Genomic DNA, 18523 nt, shown 5'->3' with positions numbered 1-18523 from the left:
TCACCCCGGTTAGGAACCGCCGTACGCCTGGCTTTACACGGTGCCCGGCCTGCTTCGTAGGCTGGGCTGGCTGCTGTGGCGGGAGGAAAGTAATCCTTGAAATAAGTCAATTTTACATAGTGTAATTTTGGTTAATTTGCGACTCAATCACCTGTTTTAGCGTTCACTAACAGGTCTATCTCTGCCAAGCGCCTTTATTTAGTGCAATTGTACTCAGTCGGTTAGGTAAGGCTGAGTAAGATTACCCGGTTATTTTACTAAGCCTGCCGTTTTCGTTTTCAGCCCATGTGGATTGTTCGGTTAGCCCTCGAGAAAAAGTATACGATTGCCGTAATGGCGTTGCTGATTATACTGATGGGGGGGCTGTCGGTATCGCAGATGCCAACGGATATTTTCCCGCGCATCAACATCCCGGTCGTATCGGTGTTGTGGGGATATAATGGGCTGTCGACCAACGAAATGGAGAAGATGATCACCAACTTCTCCGAAACGTCGATTATCAACAACGTAAGCGACATCCAGCGTATCGAGTCGCAGACGTATAATGGTACCGCCGTACTGAAGATCTATTTCCAGCCGACGGTAAAGATCGAGGAAGCCATTGCCCAGGTAACGGCCATTTCGCAGACTATTCTGGTCAGGATGCCGCCCGGCACCCAGCCTCCGCTCATCGTACGCTACAACGCAACCGACGTGCCGGTGCTGCAGCTGGGCCTGTCGTCAGACAGTCTGACTGAGCCGCAGATTACCGACTATGCCCAGACGCGGGTACGCCCGCAGATTTCGACTGTGCCGGGTAGCCGGCTCTCCCAGGCTTTCGGGGGGAAAACCCGCCAGATCATGGTTGATCTGGAACCCGACCAGCTGGTGGCCTACAACGTGACGCCCGAAGAAGTGCTCAACGCGGTGGCTGCCCAAAACCTGACCCTGCCCAGCGGTACACTGCGGCTGGCCGAGCGCGAGTACAACGTGCGGCTCAACTCCAAGCCCGACGTCATTACCACGCTCAACGATATTCCCATCAAGATTCAGGCGGGCACCACGGTGCACATGCGCGACGTGGCCAACGTGCACGACGGAGCCGCTGTGCAGGCTAACATCGTCAAGCAGGACGGTAGTAAAGGGGTGCTCATGAGCATCGTGAAAACCGGTAATGCCTCAACCACCGAAATCGTCGACAAGATTCGCCAGCAGATTCTGCCCACGGTGCGGGCGGCTGCCCCGGCCAACCTGCGCATCCAGGAACTGTTCGACCAGTCGGTGTTTGTCCGGGCGTCGATCAAAGGAGTAGTTGTTGAAGGCCTTATTGCGGCCCTGCTGACGGCGGCCATGATTCTGCTCTTTCTGGGTAGCTGGCGCAGTACACTTATCGTGGCCATCTCGATCCCGCTGTCGATTATGTGTTCGCTGATCGTGCTATACCTGCTGGGCGAAACGCTGAACATTCAGACGCTGGGCGGACTGGCACTGGCTATCGGGATTCTGGTCGATGATGCCACCGTGACAATCGAGAACATTCACCGCAACGAAGAACTGGGTATGCCGCTGCGGCAGGCCATTCTGGAAGGTGCCCAGCAGATCGCAACGCCCACGCTGGTGTCTACCCTGACCATCTGTATTGTGTTTACGTCGGTGCTGTTTCTGGAAGGGCCGGCCCGGTTCCTGTTTGGGCCGCTGGCCGAAGCCGTGGTGTTTGCCATGCTGGCCTCGTATATACTGTCGCGGACGCTGGTGCCGGCCCTCGCCGATCTGATGCTGAAGGGCGAATCGCACAGCCATGATGAGGCCCACCCGGCCTCGGGTTTTGGCCGGGTCTACGCCCGGTTCAACCGCGGCTTCGACCGGTTTCAGGCCCGTTACCTCAACGCCCTTACCTGGACCCTCGACCACCGTCGTGTGGTGCTGCTGCTGTTTCTGGTTGTGGTGGGCTTCACGCTGGTGCTGGTGCCGTTTGTAGGCCGCGACTTTTTCCCCAGGGTCGATGCCGGTCAGCTTAAACTACACATGCGCGCTCCGGCCGGAACGCGGCTCGAAGCAACCGAACAGATTGCCGCCCGCACGGCCGAAATTGTGCGGGAGACGATTCCCGAGGCCGAAGTGGGCTCCATCATCAGCAATATCGGGCTGACCTCAGAGCGGTACAACTTTATTTTTACCGATAACTCGTCGGTGGGGGCGTCGGATGCCGAACTGTTGATTTCGCTGAACGAGGAGCGGTCGCAGCCTACCGATGTGTACATGCGCGAGCTGCGCAACCGCCTGCGCGACGAGATGCCCGACGTAACGTACTTTTTTCTGCCGGCCGACATTGTCAGTCAGATTCTGAACTTCGGGCTTACCTCGGCGATCGACGTGCAGGTGTCGGGCTTCGACCGGGCCAACAACCTGAAAGTAGCCCGGCAGATGCGCGAACGCGTAGCCCAGATTCCCGGCGCAGTCGATGTGCACCTGCACCAGGTTCTCGATGCGCCCGAACTGTTTCTGGACATCGACCGCGAGCGGGCGGGGCAGTTTGGGGTAACCGAGCAGCGTGTGGCCACCAACCTGAATATTTCACTGAGTGGCACCGGGCAGACCAAGCCTAACTTCTGGCCCGATCCGGTAACGGGCTTTCCGTACCTGATTGCTGTGCAGACGCCCCCCTATAAACTCGACTCGTACGAAAAGCTGCTGCGGACACCCGTAGTACCCACGGCCGCGGCTGGCGCGGCTCCTGTATCGCCCCAGCTGCTCAACAACATCACGACCGTACGGCGCACCACGGCGCCCATGATTATCAACCGGGTGAACACGCAGCCCAGCTACGACGTGTATGCATCGGTCGAGCGAACCGATCTGGGTTCGGTGGCCAAACAGCTCAACGCCCTGTCGGACGAGTTTAAAACGCAGCTCAAGCCGGGCAACGTCATTACCATTCGCGGGCAGGTGGCCAGCATGGAAAGCGCGTTCAGCCGGCTGGGTCTCGGGATCGTGTTTGCGGCTATTCTGGTCTACCTGCTGATGGTCGTCAACTTCCAGTCGTTCCGCTACCCGTTTATCATTATTACGGCCCTGCCGGGTGCGCTCTGCGGCATGGTCTGGATGCTTTTCCTGACTGGCACCACGTTCAGCATTCCATCGCTGATGGGCGCCATCATGAGCGTCGGTGTGGCCACGGCCAACAGTATCCTGCTGGTCAGCTTCGCCAAAGACCAGCTCCCGCTTTTCGGGGGTAATGCCTACGAGGCAGCCCTCGAGGCCGGCCGCACCCGACTCCGGCCCATTCTGATGACCGCCATCGCCATGATTATCGGGATGCTGCCCATGTCGCTGGGCCTGGGCGAAGGCGGGGAGCAGAACGCGCCACTGGGGCGCGCCGTAATTGGCGGGCTGCTGCTGGCTACCTTTACCACCCTGCTGTTTGTGCCCGTTGTGTTTAGTTACCTGGCCCGCAAAACAGCATCTACCCCAACCGAACCGCTCGCATGAGTCTGATCTATCACGTTGTGTCGGCCGCCGACTGGGCTCGTGCCGATGGGCAGCCCGCCTACGAAGCAGCCAGTCTGTCGACCGAAGGCTTCATTCACCTCGCCACTGCCCCGCAGGTCGCCGGGGTGCTGGGGCGCTACTACGCCGGGGTGACGGATCTGCTGCTGCTGCACGTCGACACCGACCGGCTGACGGCTGAGCTGCGCTACGAACCCGCCACCGACAATGCCCTGTTTCCGCATCTGTATGGCCCCCTCAACCGCGATGCTGTAATCGGGGTCGAGGCCATCACCGAGGCCCACCGGCAGCCAGTCTGACGTTTTTCTCGTTTCCGGTGCTGAACCGGCCACTTTCAATCTGCATACCAACCGATGAAATCGCTCAAGATTATTATCCCGCTCCTGCTGCTGATTGCGCTGTTTGTGGTAGCGGGCGTGCTGCCCCGGATGCGCAACGCGGAGGCTCTGAAAGCCGAAGCCAGTGCCGACAAGTCGCGCGAACCCGTTGTGAATGCCGTGCCCCTGAAACAGGGTTCCGACACAACGGGCCTGCTGCTGCCGGGCCAGATTCAGCCGTACCGGCAAACGCCCCTTTATGCCCGTACGCAGGGTTTTCTGCGCCGGTGGTACGTCGATATTGGCGCTAAAGTCACCAAAGGGCAGCTGCTGGCTGTGATCGACGCGCCCGAACTCGATCAGGATATTGCCCGGGCCAACGCCGATCTGCAGCTGGCGCAAACCAACGCCGAACGTCTGGAAAGCGTGAAGCTACCCGGTGCCGTGTCGCGGCAGGATATCGACACGCGGCAGTCGGCGGTGCGGGTGGCCCAGGCCAATCTGGCCCGGCTCAAAGCCCTGAAAGATCTGCAGCAGATTCGGGCGCCGTTCAACGGCATCGTCACAGCTCGTACCGCCGAAAACGGCATGCTGGTATCGCCCGGCGCCGGGCAGCCGCTCTTCACGGTGTCGGAACTGGGTATGCTCCGGGTATTTGTCGATGTGCCGCAGACCTACTACCGCTCGATTCGGGTCGGTATGCCGGCCACAGTAACGATTCCGGAACTGAAGAATCGTACGTTTGCCGGCCGGGTGGCCCGTACGTCGGGTACGCTGCGGAGCGATTCGCGCACGCTGCTCACCGAAGTATCGATTGCCAACCCTAACCAGGAGCTGCCTTCGGGGCTGTTCAGTCAGGTTAAGTTCGACATGATTGCTGCCAGCGGCCCCGTACTGATTCCGGCCAATGCGCTGCAGATGACGCCCGATGGTGCCCGGGTGGTCGTGGTCGATCAGGAAGGGCGGGTACGGTTTGTGCCGATCACGCTGGGGCGCGACTTCGGTACTACACTCGAAGCCTCGACCGGCCTGACAGGGCAGGAAATTGTGGTGACCAACCCAAACGACCGCCTGCACGATGGCCAGAAAGTCCGGCTTCGTAAACCCATCACTGCCAAAGCCGTAGCCAAGCGATGAAAAAACAAGTCATAGCCGGTCTATGGTGTATGTTGAGTAGTGGCGCGGCCCTGGCCCAGACGACGCCCATCAATGCGCCCGGTGGGGCTGTTACGGTGCAGCCCGGTGGCCTGCCGGCGGGATCGCCCGGGACCATCCAGCCCCAGGCAGCTACGGCCGGCCCAGCGGGTACACCCGTCCCGTCGGTGGGCAGCACAACACCCGCAGTAACGCTGAGTGGCTTCCGGCGATTCAGTGATCCGCTGCTCGACGGGCTTATCCAGTTGGGCCTCGACAACAGCCCCAACCTGAAGGCCGCCCTGAGCCGCATCGAAGAGTCACGGATTCGCGTGCGCACGGCTCAGTCGTTTCTGTCGCCTTCGCTGCGCAGTTCGGCCCTCATCACCACCCAAAGCCTGTCGGAGCGCCGGCCGCTGTCGATCCCAAACCAGGCCGATCTGCTGCCGCGTTTCCAGCTCAACACCTTCCAGCTGCTGCCCATCGACGCCAGTTACGAACTCGATCTGTTTAAACGAATCCGGAGTGGTATTGCCGTGGCCGACCTGCAGGCGCAGGCCAGCGATGCCGATTATCAGGGCTTCCGGCTAACACTGGCCGCCGACATTGCCCGGGTGTACCTGCTGATACGCGGCAACGATGCCGAGCAGGCCGTTTTCCGGCGCAACCTGCAATCGCGCGACAGTACGCTGGCCATTCTACGCGAACGGTTCCGGGTAGGGCTGACCAACCAGCTCGATGTGCAGCGGGCCGAAACTGATTACGCTGGTTTGCAGGTAACCCTTAAAGGCCTTTCGCGGGCGCGGCTCGAACTGGTCAACAGCCTGGCGCAGCTCTGCGCCCAGGACCCCGCCCAGTTCTCGGTGCCGGTGGGTACCCTGCCGGCCGAACTGCCGGCCTATCCGTACGCCACGGTGGCCGTAGAGCAAGTACAGCGCCGGCCCGACCTGTTGCAGTTTGTGCGCCAGAACCAGATCGCAGCGGCCCAGGTGGTGCTGCAGCAGGCCAGTACCCAGCCGCGCGTAACCCTGGTCGGTTCGGCCGGGGTGCTGTCAGGGCGCATCGGGCCGTGGTTTACCCCCAGCAGTGCGACCTACCTGGTAGGGGTCAATGCGTCGGTACCGCTCTATGAAGGGCACCGGGCCCGCCAGAACATTGCACTGGCCCTGCAGCAGACCCAGACCAGTCAGCAGGCCTACCAGCAGGCCATTCAGCTGGCCCAGCGCGATGCTGAAACGGCCCTCGACAACCAGACGCAGCTGCGCGAGCAGATTGCGCTGCAGCAGCAGACACTGGCGCTGGCCCGCCGAACCGAGCAGTACAACCGCGAACTGTACGTGCGTGGGCTGGCCACCTACCTCGAAGTGCTCGACGCGCAGCGCACCATTCTGACGGCCGAGCAGCAGCTGGCTCAGCTACGCAGTCAGGAAGCCCAGTATGCCGTGGCCCTGCTGCGGGCTGTGGGTGGTGATTATTAATGGGTTACCAGGTAGCGCCTGGTGGTAGCCCATCACCATTCAATCATTTAGGGAACAGCTGATCACCTTTTTGGTTGAATTGGGGTAAAGTTGCCTGACTTTTGCAGTATCGTTTCCACTAGCTACGATTCACTAATCTATGAACCATACCTATGTTATCATTATGGCCGGGGGCGTTGGCACCCGGTTCTGGCCGTTCAGCCGCACGAGCTACCCCAAACAGTTTCATGATGTACTGGGCACGGGCCGCACACTGCTTCAGCAAACAGCCGATCGCTTTGCCGGAATCTGTCCTCCCGAAAATATATACATCGTTACCAGTTCGCTCTACCGGGACCTCTGCCTCGAGCAACTGCCCCAACTGAGCAGCGATCAGGTCCTGTGCGAACCGGTTGCCCGCAACACGGCTCCCTGCGTGGCCTATGCCAGCTACAAAATCGCCGGCCGCGACCCCGAAGCCAACATCGTGGTGGCACCTGCCGATCACATTATTCTGAAAGAGGAAGCCTTCAAAGAAACCATCCAGATTGCCCTCGAGGCAACCCGGAAGGACGATATTCTGGTGACACTGGGCATTCAGCCCAGCCGCCCCGATACGGGGTACGGCTACATCCAGTACGTACCCGACAGCGATAAGGCTATTAAAAAGGTGAAAACCTTTACGGAGAAGCCGAACCTGGAGCTGGCCCGGCAGTTTGTCGAGAGTGGCGAGTTTGTCTGGAACGCGGGTATTTTTGTCTGGAACGTGCGGGCCATCCAGCAGGCCTTTGTGGCCCACCTGCCCGAGATCGCCGAAATTTTCGACGAAGGCGCTTCGCACTATTACACCGATGCAGAAGCCGGCTTTATCGACAAAGCCTATTCGCTCAGCAAAAGCATCTCCATCGACAACGGCGTGATGGAAAAAGCCGACAATGTCTACGTGGTGCTGAGCGACTTCGGCTGGTCGGACCTGGGTACCTGGAAATCGCTGTATGAAGTATCCGACAAAAACCACGACCTCAACGTTGTGGATGGGCATGTGCTGCTCTACGATACGAAGAATTGCATCATCAAGACGCCGAAAGATAAGCTGGTTGCCATCAACGGCCTGGACGGATTCATTGTGGCCGAGTACGATAACGTGCTTATGATCTGCCGCAAAGAAGACGAGCAGAAGGTGAAAGCCTTTGTGGCCGACGCCAAAGAGCGGGGCAACGAGTTTGTGTAGCCCCTCGCCGGCTTCTTGGTTTCTTCCTTGCCCCGGACTAATTTCCGGGGCAATTCGTTTTACCGCTGTGAAAGCAATCTTACCGCTGTTGCTGCTGGGCCTGGCCGGATGCAGTGACCCGAACCTGTCGGCCAGTACGGGGCCGGCTGACCCGCGCCTGACGGGTACCTGGCGCCTGTATGAACGGCGTTTCGTGAAAGACTCGGTTTATTCCGTCAGGATCGACACCATTACCCAGACCCGCGATACGAGCTTCGTCACGACCCGGCGCTACCGTGAATCGCCTGCGCAGACACTGACCTTCGACGCATCCGGCAGCCTGAAGGCCAGTGGCTCGGAGATGACCTACTATTATCCGATGCACAGCTTCCGGCTCGATACCACGTATCCCGATAGTCTGTTCGTGAATTTTTACATCACCTCGAACCGGGCCACCACCTTTTCGCGGCAACGGACCCTGTTCCGGGGCGATACGCTCCAGTTTCGGCCTGACCCCGATTCGTATTCCAAGTTTCTGAAGGTTCGCTAGCTGTCAGTCGATCCCATCGGTCAGCAAACAGCCGGCCCCGCACCAGCAGACGCCTGAGCGTCACGGATGCGGGGCCGGTTTCGTACGTACAGGCGGTTAGGGCGCGGCCTGCCAGCCCTGCGCCCGAATGGGTGTCTGCTGACCGGCTTTGGTCGACAGGATCACCTGCGATGGATCGGCGGTGAGGTAGCCGATGGCTGTGATGCGGGCGTTGCTGGCCAGTTTCTCGTAAACCTGCGGCCGTACGGTGAAGAGCAGTTCGTAGTCTTCGCCCCCGTTGAGGGCTGCCGTTACGGGGCTGATCTTGAACTCGTCGGCCGCGAGCAGGGTCTGATCATCGATCGGGATATTTTCGTCGAAGATAACCGCACCCGTGCCCGATTGCTGGCAGAGGTGCAGGAGTTCGGACGCCAGCCCATCCGAAATATCGATCATAGCCGTAGGCAACACGCCGAGGTCGCGCAGTTCGTGAACTATATCGGTGCGGGCATCGGGCCGCAGCTGACGCTGTACGAGGTAAGCCCGTTCTTCGGAGAGGCTGGGCTGCATGTTGGGGTCGGCCAGAAATACCTGTTTTTCGCGTTCGAGCAGCTGGAGGCCAAGGTAGGCCGCCCCCAGATCACCCGTTACGCAGATCACATCGTTGGCCTGGGCGGTGTTGCGGTACGTAATCAGTTCGCGGGGCACCTTACCCAATACCGACACGGAAATAATCAGTCCCGACCGCGACGACGACGTGTCGCCCCCCACGAGGTCGACGTTATAGGCCTCGCAGGCGGCCCGGATACCGTCGTACAGTTCGTCGACGGCTTCGACCGGAAACCGGCTGCTCAGACTTACGCCAACCGTTACCTGTACGGGCAGCCCGTTCATGGCTGCGATGTCCGACACGGCAAAGGTGATGGCTTTGTAGCCGAGGTGTTTGAGGGGTACGTAGGTCAGGTCGAAATGAATGCCTTCGACCAGCACATCGGTCGTCAGCAAACCGTAGTGCGCTTCATCCCAGGCGAAGACGGCCGCATCGTCGCCAATGCCGCGCACGGTTTCGGAATGAGTTGGGGTCGGGGTCGCCTGCCGAATCCGGTCGATCAGGCCAATTTCGCCCAGTGTGTTCAGATCAGTCATAAGAAAGTTGGCGGAGCGGGCACAAAAAAAGCCGTTCCGCTGTCGTACGGAACGGCCTGACGCGAAAAATGGTTTGCCGCCGGTTAGGGATTCGACAGGGTGTACTTGTTGGTGGTACCGCCCGTTTTCTGGCTGGTGGTGGTGCGGGTCAGCACCAGTTCGGTGTCGGAGAGGCTGTTGATCGTAAAGGTGATCGTACCGTTGGTACCGGTCGGGGCGGGCTGTAGCGCCGTCAGCGTTACCTGCTGGTCGGTTGGCAGCGAATACTGACCCACAAACGTGTTGCCGTCAAATTCGGTCAGCTTCACGGTTGGGGGCGAGCTGAGGTCGAGTTTAAAGTTCGAGTAGGTAGGCCGGATGTTGGTGGTTCCGCCCCGGGTATACACCGTACTGGTATTTTCTTCGACAATACGGGCCGTCCAGATTTTGGCGATGCGCTCCGAAACGGGGGGCGTTTTGCTCCCTCCACAGCTCATTAACAGCCCGACAAGCACCCACACCGACAAAAACGTAACGAATGAGGTCTTTCTCATGATTAAGCGTTGCATAAAAACAGAAGTGGCTAAAGTTACGCTAATTTTGTTGTCACCAGCAAATTCTGAACCGTCATTAAGAAGCGCCCTGTGTGACCGGTACCCATGCCTGATTTTTCACCCGATAGCCTGCCAATGTATAGCCGTTCGCAACTGGCCCTCCGGAATGGGGTCGACCGCGACGAAATCTGGTGTGCCTACGACGGGCTGATCTACGATGTGACCCGGTCGCGGCTCTGGCGCCAGGGAAAACACTACGAGCACTGGGCCGGGCAGGACCTGACCGCCGAACTGGCCGACGCCCCCCATGCCGACTGGGTGTTTGGCCGGTTTCCGGTTGTCGGGCGGGTAGGCTAGTGGCCAATAGTTCGTTGTCCGGTTTTTTCTCTACACGTTATGATTCTGATTGCCGATAGCGGCTCTACCAAAACCGACTGGCGTGGCACCCGGGCCGACGGGACGCCGTTTGTTTGCCATACCGACGGATTTAATCCGTATTACCAGACCACCGACCAGATGCGGGCTGCGCTGCAGAGCCAGTTGCTGCCGGCACTGCCCGACGAAGCGGTTACCGCCGTTTATTTTTACGGAGCGGGCTGCAGCGGCCCGGCCGTAAACAACCTCGTGGCCGATGCCGTGCGGTCGGTACTACCCAACCTGCAAACGGTGTCGGTCGAGAGCGATATGCTGGGGGCGGCCCGGGCGGCTGCCGGCCATCGCCCCGGTATTGTATGTATCCTCGGCACGGGGGCCAACGCCTGCTGCTACGACGGCGCGCAGATCAGCCGGGGTATTCTGTCGCTGGGGTTCTGGCTCGGCGATGAGGGGAGTGGGGGCTATCTGGGCAAAACGCTGGTGCGCGACGCGTTCCAGAACCGCCTGCCAGCCGATCTGGCAACGGTTTTTCAGGAACGCTACCAGCTCGACCGCCCAACCCTGCTCGACAATGCCTATAAAAAGCCGTTTCCGAACCGCTACTTTGCCGCCTTCACGCCCTTCCTGACCGAACACCTGGCGCACCCCTACGTGCAGGCGCTGGTGCGCGGTGCGTTTCAAACGTTTCTGACTACCTACATTCAGCCATTCCCGGAGTCGGCTACCTGGCCGGTTCACTTCGTTGGTTCGATCGCGCATTATTTCGAGCCGTTACTCGTTGACGCCGTCGAACAGATGGGGCTAACGATGGGTTGCGTAGTGAAAGCACCGGCTAGTCGACTGCTTGAGTACCATCAATCGGCGGCATGACGTACTTTTGTTTTTGAGTTGGTCGTTTGTCGTTCGTGGTTTGTCGTGTCTGACTGCCTTTTGGGTTTGCAGACAGAACGACAGGTACCAGGCCACAAGCTGTAAACCGACAGAACAATAAACACACGAATGGCAAATCGGTATTTTCTGAAAGTAAACCAGGTGATTCGGGAAACGCCCGACGCCGTGACGATAACCTTCTGGCATCCCATCAGCGAAGAAATTCGCTACCTGCCCGGCCAGTTTCTAACCTTTCTGCTCAACATCAACGGGCAGAAAATACGGCGTTCCTACTCCATGTCGTCGTCGCCCCATGTCGATGTATCGCTGGCCGTGTCGGTGAAGCGGGTACCGGGCGGGCTGGCGTCCAACTACCTCTGCGACCGCATCAAACCGGGCGATATTCTGGAAACGCTGGAGCCGATGGGCACCTTCACGCCGAAGCTGGACGGCCAGAATCGGCGGACACTGGTGCTGATCGGTGCGGGCAGCGGCATTACGCCCCTGTTCTCGATGGCTAAGTCGATGCTGCACGTCGAACCCAACACCCGGGTCTGGCTCATCTACGGCAACCGCAACCAGGAGTCGATTATCTACAAGGCGCACCTCGATGCCATGGAGAAAGCCTATGGCCCGGCGCGGTTTGCCGTAACGCACGTGCTGAGTCAGCCCTCGGCGGGCTGGACGGGCCTCGAAGGTCGTCTGAACCAGCACACCCTGACGAAGCTGTTCGACAGCATGCCGGCCGCCGAGCGGCAGTCGGTGAGCGTGTACCTGTGTGGGCCGGATGGCCTGATGGCCGAAGCCCGCTCGGCCATGACGCTGGTGGGTATCCCAGCCGATCGGGTCTATAAGGAAAGCTTTGCTACGGCACCCGTGCCGGTGGGCGACGTGATCAAAGAGCCGATGACCGACGACGACAGCGGCAGTCCCGAAGTGACGGTGCTGTATGAAGGCAGCGAATATAAGTTCGCCGTGGCACCGCACCAGACCATTCTGGAAGCTGCCCTCGATCTGGACATCGATCTGCCATACTCCTGCCAGGCGGGCATGTGTACCGCCTGTCTGGGTAAGTGCACGTCGGGAACGGTGAAACTCGATGAGGAAGATGGGCTGTCGGAGTCGGAGATCAAAGCCGGTTACGTGCTGACCTGCGTGGCGCACCCCGTAGGTCGCAACGTGGTAATCGAAATTGACTGACAACGCCCCGCGTTACTACACGAAGAAGCCCCGGCCTGCACAGGCCGGGGCTTTGTGTTTATCGGGCTTGCCGAACGGGGACCAGCCTTACCGACGGGGCATTGGCGCCGGAGCCGGAGCGGGCGCTGGTACCGGCCTGGGGCGGGGGGCTGGTTTTGGGCGGGGTGCCGGAGTGGCCAGCCCACGTACACGGGCGGGGCGTGTAACACTTCCGCGCAGTTCGCGTACGCGGGCCGGGGTATCGGGCCGTTCGATGGCTTCGGGTAGTTCCGGCTGCTCGGGTAGTTCCGGGCGTTCGGGTAGCTCGGGCGTCAGGGTTTCGATCAGGTCTGCGTGCTGGCCCATCTGCGTCGAAAGCTGGTTCAGCTGGTCCTCGATCGCCGTGGTTTCGGCCTGGAGTTTATCGAGTGGAGCGTGGAGTGCTTCGGCGCGCTGTCTGGTGGCTTCCGCCTGTTTGTCGATCGCTTCGGCTTGTTTTTCAATCCGTTCGATTTCGGGCTGAAGGGCATTCAGCTGCCTGTCAAGTTCGGCCGGTGTCATTTTTTTCTTATCGGCCCGCTGTAGCAGTTGGCTGTGTCTGGCAATAAGCGCGTCGCGCTGGGCCATCAGCTTATCCCGCTGCCAGTTATAGGCATCCTGACTGCGTTGCTCAGCGTCGATCGGAAACTGTAATTTTTGCATCTGCCGGTGCAGCGATTGCATGCGTAGCGAGTGCTGGTTGATAAGCCGGGTCAGGCTGTCCAGCTGCCGATGGTGATAGGCCCGTATGCGCAGCAGCGAATCGGACGAAGGGGTCAGACCGCCCAGACTGGCCATGGCGCCCTGAACAATACTGTCGTAGTTGACCTTTGCCAGGCCTTCCACCGTGCCATCGGGACTTAGCGGAATGTTGGTCAGGGCCGATGCAACGAGGTCGCGGTAATCGGCGGTAGCCAGTTCGCTGTCGGGCTCATCGAGATCGGCGGCCGTGCGCTCATCCATACTGTTATAACTTTCGATAATCGCCAGCAGCATGTCGCGGTTGGGCTGGCCAACGGCATCGAGCGACAGGGTACCGCTCATAATGTTGTCGAGCTGCTGTTGCAGCCTGGCCACTTCGGATTTAGCCAGTTTTTGCTTTTGCCAGGTTACGGCCGTAAGTCGACGCGCTTCGTCGAACTGAAACTCGATGCTATTGTCGGGGAGCGTGTAGCGGGTTTTGCGGATTTGGCTCGCTTTGGAAGCCGGTTGCTGCACCGCATAGACCGAGGCACTCACCAGCAGAAGCGTAGCCAGGGTCAGCCCGGCCAGACTACCGTTCGACACCGCCGACCGGGTTGGTACGCCCAGCATCCGCTGAACGCGGTGCAGCAGCGGCAGCCGGCGCGAAAAAAGTGCCATGGCGAGGGTAGGGGTAGGCCCGGCCTGTGCCACCCGAAACGATTCGACCCGGGCCAGGGCCTGCGCCAGCAGATGGCCGTTGCCACCGCAGGCCGCTATGGCCAGATCGTCGCAGCACAGCTCGCGCTCTTCACGTACCCGGGCCGACAGCCACCCCAGGGCCGGATGAAAGAAATAAAGCGTATCGATAACGGCCTGCAACAGGTTAATCGCGTAGTCGTGGCGCTTCACGTGGGCCAGTTCGTGGGCCAGCACCGCTTCCAGTTCCCGCTGGGTCAGCCCGGTAGCCAGCCCGGCCGGCACTAGGAGCAGGGGCTTCAGCACCCCGACCACCATGGGTACCATTACCTGCGTCGACTCGCGCACCCGCACCACCGCCCGAATCTGGAGCGTGGCGCGGAGCCGATCGGTCAGGTCGCCATACAGGGCCGATCGGGCCGGGCGGGCCTGCCGACTGACTCGTTGCAGGTAGAACCAGCCGCCCGCCAGGCGAAGGCCAGCGAGACTCAGGCCGATCAGGTAAGCCAGCACCAGTTCATTGAGGTGCGCGTACAGAAATAGCCAGCACTGGGCCGACCAGGCCGGCGACGTCAGTGTGGCGGCCACTGGCAGGGGCATCGCCGGCTGCGCAGTCAGGCTAACCGCCGGTGTCGTGGCAGCGGGTGCATAGTACCACGCAAACGTAACGGCCGACAGCAGTAGCTGGGCCAGCAGGGCCGACAGACCCAGCCGGTAGCGCAGGGCGCTCGACCGATGCCGCAGCAGGTGGAGCAGCACAGCTGCCGGCAGGGCTAGCGCAAAGCCCTGCCAGAGGGCATGAAGCAACGTCCAGCCGAGGGCCTCCGTTGCTGGTGTACGGAAAAAATCAGCGGTTATCATCGGTCTTGTTCAGTTGATTGAGGAGTTGCTGAATCTGGGTGATCTCGTCGGAAGAGGCTTTGTGCTGGCCCAGCAGTTGCATGACCAGTTTGGACGCCGAGCCCCGGAAGGCCGTTTCCACAAATCGGTCGACCAGATTCCGCTGCACGGCTTCTTCGCTGGCCAGTGCCGTGTACAGGTGCGTTTTGGTGCTGTCGTCGCGGGTGAGCAGCCCCTTCTCGTGCATGATCTGCATCAGCTTCAGGGCTGTTGTGTAGCCCAGGTCGCGGCTCTGACTTAGCTGTTCGTGCACCTGCCGCACGGTGCTGGGACCGTTGGCCCACAGGACCTGCAGTATTTCAAGTTCGGCGTCGGTTGGCTTCATGGGTATCTACGAATGATTTCGTAGTAAACATATACGATGTTTTTCGTAGATGCAAATCCTGAACAAAAAAGTTGTGTAGCGGCTTTTCGGAATGTAGTTTACGAAGCTGGTTTTACGGCTCCGGGCCGTAAAACCCGTAAACTCCTCCCCCCTGTATGGACACACGACACGTATTGACCCGCCCCGCCCGGCAGTTTATTGCCGAGTCGATCACGCTGACGAGCTGGGACGACGTAAAACCGTATTTCGACGAGTTGCTTCAACGCCCCATCGACAGTGTCGGCGCGCTGGAAACGTGGCTGCGCGACCGCAGCGAACTCGAATCGTATGTTTCGGAAGATTTTGCCTGGCGCTACATCCGCATGACCTGCAACACGGCCGATGAGGAGCTGGTGGCCCAGCTGAATGCCTTCATCGCCGATATTCAGCCCGCCATGACGGCCTACGGCAACGACCTCGACCTGAAAGCCGTAGCGAGCCCGTTTCTGGATCAGCTAACGGGCGAGGGCTACGCGGTGATGGTCCGGGGCATGAAACAGGCCATCGCCATTTTCCGCGAGGCCAACATTCCGCTGCAGACCGAGCTACAGACCGAAGAGCGAACATACGGCGCCATTGCCGGGGCCATGACCGTGCAGATCGACGGGCGCGAGCTGACGATGCCGCAGGCCACCGACCGGCTTGAGTCGACCAGCCGGGCCGTGCGCGAAGAAGCCTGGCGTAAAATGGCCGAACGACGCTATCAGGATCATGAAACGCTCGACGCGCTGTTTGATCGGCTGCGCGAGCTGCGGCATCAGGTGGCCCGTAACGCCGACTTTGCCAATTTTCGCGATTATATGTTTGCGGCCCTGGGCCGGTTCGACTACAGCCCGGTCGACTGCTTTGCCTTTCATAACTCGGTAGCCGTGGCCGTAGTGCCGCTGCTGACCAGACTGGCCACGGCGCGGCTGGACAAACTCCGCCAGGCCGATGCGTCGGTAACCAGTCTGCGCCCCTGGGATACCAAGGTCGATGTGGATGGGCGGCCCCCGCTCCGGCCGTTTGCCACCGGTGCCGACCTGATTCAGAAAACCATTACCTGCTTCGACCGGCTCGATGGCGATGGCCACTCGTCGGAACTGGGCGATTACCTGCGCACCATGCAGGCCATGGGCCACCTCGATCTCGAATCGCGGAAGGGTAAAGCGCCGGGCGGCTACAACTATCCGCTCGAGGAAATAGGCGTGCCCTTTATTTTCATGAACGCGACCGCCACGCTGCGCGACCTGGTTACGATGGTGCACGAGGGCGGGCACGCGGTGCATTCGTTTCTGACCCGCGACCTCCCGCTGAAAGCGTTCCGGAATCCGCCGATGGAAGTGGCCGAACTGGCGTCGATGAGCATGGAACTGCTGTCTATGGATCACTGGGATGTGTTTTTCGACAACCCTGACGAGTTGCGCCGGGCCAAACGGCAGCACCTGGAATCGATTATTGAGACGCTGCCCTGGGTAGCTACCATCGATAAGTTTCAGCACTGGGTCTACGAAAATCCGACCCATACCGATGCCGACCGGCGCGATAACTGGGTGCGGATCTACGACGAGTTTGCCGATCAGGTAACCGACTGGCAGGGGGTAGCGTACTATAAGGAATACTGGTGGCAGCGGCAACTGCACCTGTATGAAGTACCGTTCTACTACATCGAGTACGGCATTGCGCAGCTGGGCGCCATCGGGGTCTGGCGCAACTACCGGCGCAACGCCAGCGAAGGATTGGCGGGCTACAAACGGGCACTGCGTCTGGGCTATAAAGCGCCGATTCGGGCTATCTACGAAGCCGCCGGCGTACCATTCGACTTTTCGTCTGCCTACATTCGCGAACTAATGGATTTTGTCTGGGCCGAAATCGAACAGCTGTAGGTGTTGATGAATGGGGACCGACCCGGTTTTCGGGCGTAGCACCGCCGGCCGTTTCAGGTCGTCGACCGCTTTGGACTGGTGGGATGCAGCGAAAGAAAAAACTCGAAGTCCACGCCGTTCGCTATCGACTATTGACTAATTTTGCCAAATAAATCTGCAATCAGGTGACTATGAAACGCATATTCAGTGCTGGATTACTGGTCGGAGCGATGCTGTCGCTGGCGTCCTGTGATTATCAGAAATACAACACCATTCGGCAGGCTGATTACCGCGCGGGCGACTATGACAAAAACTACCGCGCCGGTGACGAGAATGTCTACGGAAAAGGAAAAGATTCGGCCGCTGTGCAGTCGACCTATAAATACACCCCCAACCCCGACCTCGAACAGCGGACGCAGAAAATTCGCGAAAAGCTGTTTGGTGCCGGTTCGGTTAACCAGGGCGCTTAAGCCCGGCGACCGGCCCCGCCGGGTTTGGGTACGGGTTTAGCTAAATCACACAGGCGACGCATCGGCTACGTAGACCGATGCGTCGCTTTTTGTTGGGCGGTATCTTGAACGTCATATTTTTTACGTTACTTTGTCGGCCCGAAAGGAGCTGAGTAATAGTACTTTTCGGGTAATAAAGCCGCCAAAAACAGCACAGACGCTATGAATATTGCATTAGTTACGGGGTCGGCCGGACTGATCGGCAGCGAGGCCGTTGCCTTTTTCGCCGATAAATTCGACCTCATCATTGGCATCGACAACAACATGCGCCAGTACTTCTTCGGCCCCGAGGGATCGACGGAGTGGAACCGCAACCGACTGGCATCGGCCTACGCCACCTACGAACACCACACGGCCGATATCCGCGAAGTTTCGCAACTCGAGCCTATTTTCGCCAAGTACGGTACCGATATCAAACTGGTGCTGCACACGGCCGCTCAGCCCTCCCACGACTGGGCCGCCCGCGAGCCCTTCACCGATTTCGGCGTCAATGCCGTTGGCACGCTGAACATGCTGGAGATGACCCGCCTGCACAGCCCCGAAGCCGTATTCATCTTCACCTCGACCAACAAAGTCTACGGCGACAATCCTAACTTCCTGCCGCTGATCGAAACCGATACCCGCTGGGAGATCGACCAGAACCATCCCTACTTCGAAAACGGGATCGACGAGTTCATGAGCCTCGACCACACCAAGCACTCGGTATTCGGAGCCTCGAAAGTAGCGGCCGACATCATGGTGCAGGAGTATGGCCGGTATTTCGGTATGAACACGGGCGTGTTCCGGGGTGGCTGCCTGACGGGGCCCAACCACTCGGGGGCACAGCTGCACGGCTTCCTGTCGTACCTGATGAAGTGCGCCATTACGGGCAACCAGTACACCATCTTCGGCTACAAAGGCAAGCAGGTGCGCGACAACATTCACAGCTGGGATCTGGTAAACATGTTCTGGCATTTCTACCAGAACCCCCGCCCGGGCGAAGTGTACAACGCGGGTGGTGGCCGTTATGCCAACTGCTCGATGCTGGAAGCCATTGCGCTGTGCGAAGAAATTTCGGGCAACAAGATGAACTACCAGTATTCGGAGACCAACCGCAGTGGCGACCACATCTGGTACATCTCGGACCTGACCAAGTTTAAGAATCATTACCCGGACTGGCACTGGACGTACGATCTGAAGGTGACCATGAGCCAGATCCACGACAGCATGGTAGCCCGGCTGGCGACGGTGAAATAAAAGGGACTATTGCCC

The 18523-nt window shown here is 59.6% G+C and carries 16 protein-coding genes; 12 read left to right on the top strand and 4 right to left on the bottom strand.

Annotation, left to right across the window (positions count from 1 at the left end; genetic code table 11):
- Window positions 1-285 precede the first annotated feature (285 nt).
- The 6 genes from ACYVAC_RS05320 to ACYVAC_RS05295 all read left to right on the top strand — a co-directional run bounded on the left by ACYVAC_RS05320 (window position 286) and on the right by ACYVAC_RS05295 (window position 8154).
- Window positions 286-3468: an efflux RND transporter permease subunit gene (locus ACYVAC_RS05320; protein WP_461096562.1), complete on the top strand. Its 3183-nt coding sequence runs from the start codon at window positions 286-288 to the stop codon at window positions 3466-3468.
- Complete coding sequence (locus tag ACYVAC_RS05315) at window positions 3465-3785, top strand: DUF952 domain-containing protein (RefSeq protein WP_461096561.1); 321 nt, start codon at window positions 3465-3467, stop codon at window positions 3783-3785. Before ACYVAC_RS05320 ends, ACYVAC_RS05315 begins: the two co-directional genes overlap by 4 nt.
- Window positions 3786-3839: 54 nt before the next feature.
- Window positions 3840-4940, top strand: a complete 1101-nt coding sequence (locus ACYVAC_RS05310) for an efflux RND transporter periplasmic adaptor subunit (protein ID WP_461096560.1) — start codon at window positions 3840-3842, stop codon at window positions 4938-4940.
- Complete coding sequence (locus tag ACYVAC_RS05305; RefSeq protein WP_461096559.1) at window positions 4937-6415, top strand: efflux transporter outer membrane subunit; 1479 nt, start codon at window positions 4937-4939, stop codon at window positions 6413-6415. The genes ACYVAC_RS05310 and ACYVAC_RS05305 overlap by 4 nt, the downstream gene beginning before the upstream one ends.
- A 139-nt stretch (window positions 6416-6554) precedes the next feature.
- Window positions 6555-7625 (top strand): mannose-1-phosphate guanylyltransferase, encoded by a 1071-nt coding sequence (locus ACYVAC_RS05300; RefSeq protein ID WP_461096558.1) that lies wholly within the window; start codon window positions 6555-6557, stop codon window positions 7623-7625.
- Window positions 7626-7692: 67 nt separating this feature from the next.
- A complete protein-coding gene (locus ACYVAC_RS05295; RefSeq protein WP_461096556.1) occupies window positions 7693-8154 on the top strand; it encodes a hypothetical protein in 462 nt (153 codons plus the stop codon).
- A 96-nt stretch (window positions 8155-8250) separates the two neighbouring features.
- On the opposite strand, the gene thiL is transcribed toward ACYVAC_RS05295, so the two are convergent.
- On the bottom strand, window positions 8251-9279 hold the full coding sequence (gene thiL / locus ACYVAC_RS05290; RefSeq protein WP_461096554.1) for a thiamine-phosphate kinase: 1029 nt from the start codon (window positions 9277-9279) through the stop codon (window positions 8251-8253).
- Window positions 9280-9362: 83 nt separating this feature from the next.
- On the bottom strand, window positions 9363-9812 hold the full coding sequence (locus tag ACYVAC_RS05285; RefSeq protein ID WP_461096553.1) for a hypothetical protein: 450 nt from the start codon (window positions 9810-9812) through the stop codon (window positions 9363-9365).
- A gap of 135 nt (window positions 9813-9947) precedes the next feature.
- Between ACYVAC_RS05285 and ACYVAC_RS05280 the strand changes: the two genes are divergently transcribed.
- From ACYVAC_RS05280 to ACYVAC_RS05270, 3 genes are all read left to right on the top strand, one after another.
- Window positions 9948-10169 carry a cytochrome b5 domain-containing protein gene (locus ACYVAC_RS05280; RefSeq protein WP_461096552.1) on the top strand — a complete coding sequence of 74 codons (222 nt, stop codon included), beginning with the start codon at window positions 9948-9950 and terminating at the stop codon, window positions 10167-10169.
- A 39-nt stretch (window positions 10170-10208) separates the two neighbouring features.
- Window positions 10209-11057, top strand: coding sequence for an N-acetylglucosamine kinase (locus ACYVAC_RS05275; protein ID WP_461096551.1), 849 nt, complete (start codon window positions 10209-10211; stop codon window positions 11055-11057).
- Window positions 11058-11186: 129 nt separating this feature from the next.
- A complete protein-coding gene (locus tag ACYVAC_RS05270; RefSeq protein ID WP_461096550.1) occupies window positions 11187-12257 on the top strand; it encodes a 2Fe-2S iron-sulfur cluster-binding protein in 1071 nt (356 codons plus the stop codon).
- A gap of 87 nt (window positions 12258-12344) precedes the next feature.
- On the opposite strand, the gene ACYVAC_RS05265 is transcribed toward ACYVAC_RS05270, so the two are convergent.
- Together ACYVAC_RS05265 and ACYVAC_RS05260 are read right to left on the bottom strand one after the other, a co-directional pair.
- On the bottom strand, window positions 12345-14516 hold the full coding sequence (locus ACYVAC_RS05265; RefSeq protein WP_461096548.1) for a M56 family metallopeptidase: 2172 nt from the start codon (window positions 14514-14516) through the stop codon (window positions 12345-12347).
- A complete protein-coding gene (locus ACYVAC_RS05260) occupies window positions 14503-14880 on the bottom strand; it encodes a BlaI/MecI/CopY family transcriptional regulator (RefSeq protein WP_461096547.1) in 378 nt (125 codons plus the stop codon). The genes ACYVAC_RS05265 and ACYVAC_RS05260 overlap by 14 nt, the downstream gene beginning before the upstream one ends.
- A 155-nt stretch (window positions 14881-15035) precedes the next feature.
- Here ACYVAC_RS05260 and ACYVAC_RS05255 point away from each other — a divergent pair, with 155 nt between their 5' ends.
- The 3 genes from ACYVAC_RS05255 to ACYVAC_RS05245 all read left to right on the top strand — a co-directional run bounded on the left by ACYVAC_RS05255 (window position 15036) and on the right by ACYVAC_RS05245 (window position 18508).
- Entirely contained in the window at window positions 15036-16784 is a 1749-nt protein-coding gene (locus ACYVAC_RS05255; RefSeq protein WP_461096545.1) for a M3 family oligoendopeptidase, read from the top strand.
- 170 nt (window positions 16785-16954) lie between these two features.
- Window positions 16955-17233 (top strand): hypothetical protein, encoded by a 279-nt coding sequence (locus ACYVAC_RS05250; RefSeq protein WP_461096544.1) that lies wholly within the window; start codon window positions 16955-16957, stop codon window positions 17231-17233.
- 201 nt (window positions 17234-17434) lie between these two features.
- Window positions 17435-18508, top strand: a complete 1074-nt coding sequence (locus ACYVAC_RS05245) for an NAD-dependent epimerase/dehydratase family protein (protein ID WP_461096542.1) — start codon at window positions 17435-17437, stop codon at window positions 18506-18508.
- Window positions 18509-18523: the final 15 nt, after the last annotated feature.

The sequence above is a fragment of the Spirosoma luteolum genome, from assembly GCF_054778875.1.
This window is presented reverse-complemented; position numbering and strand designations above follow the sequence as displayed.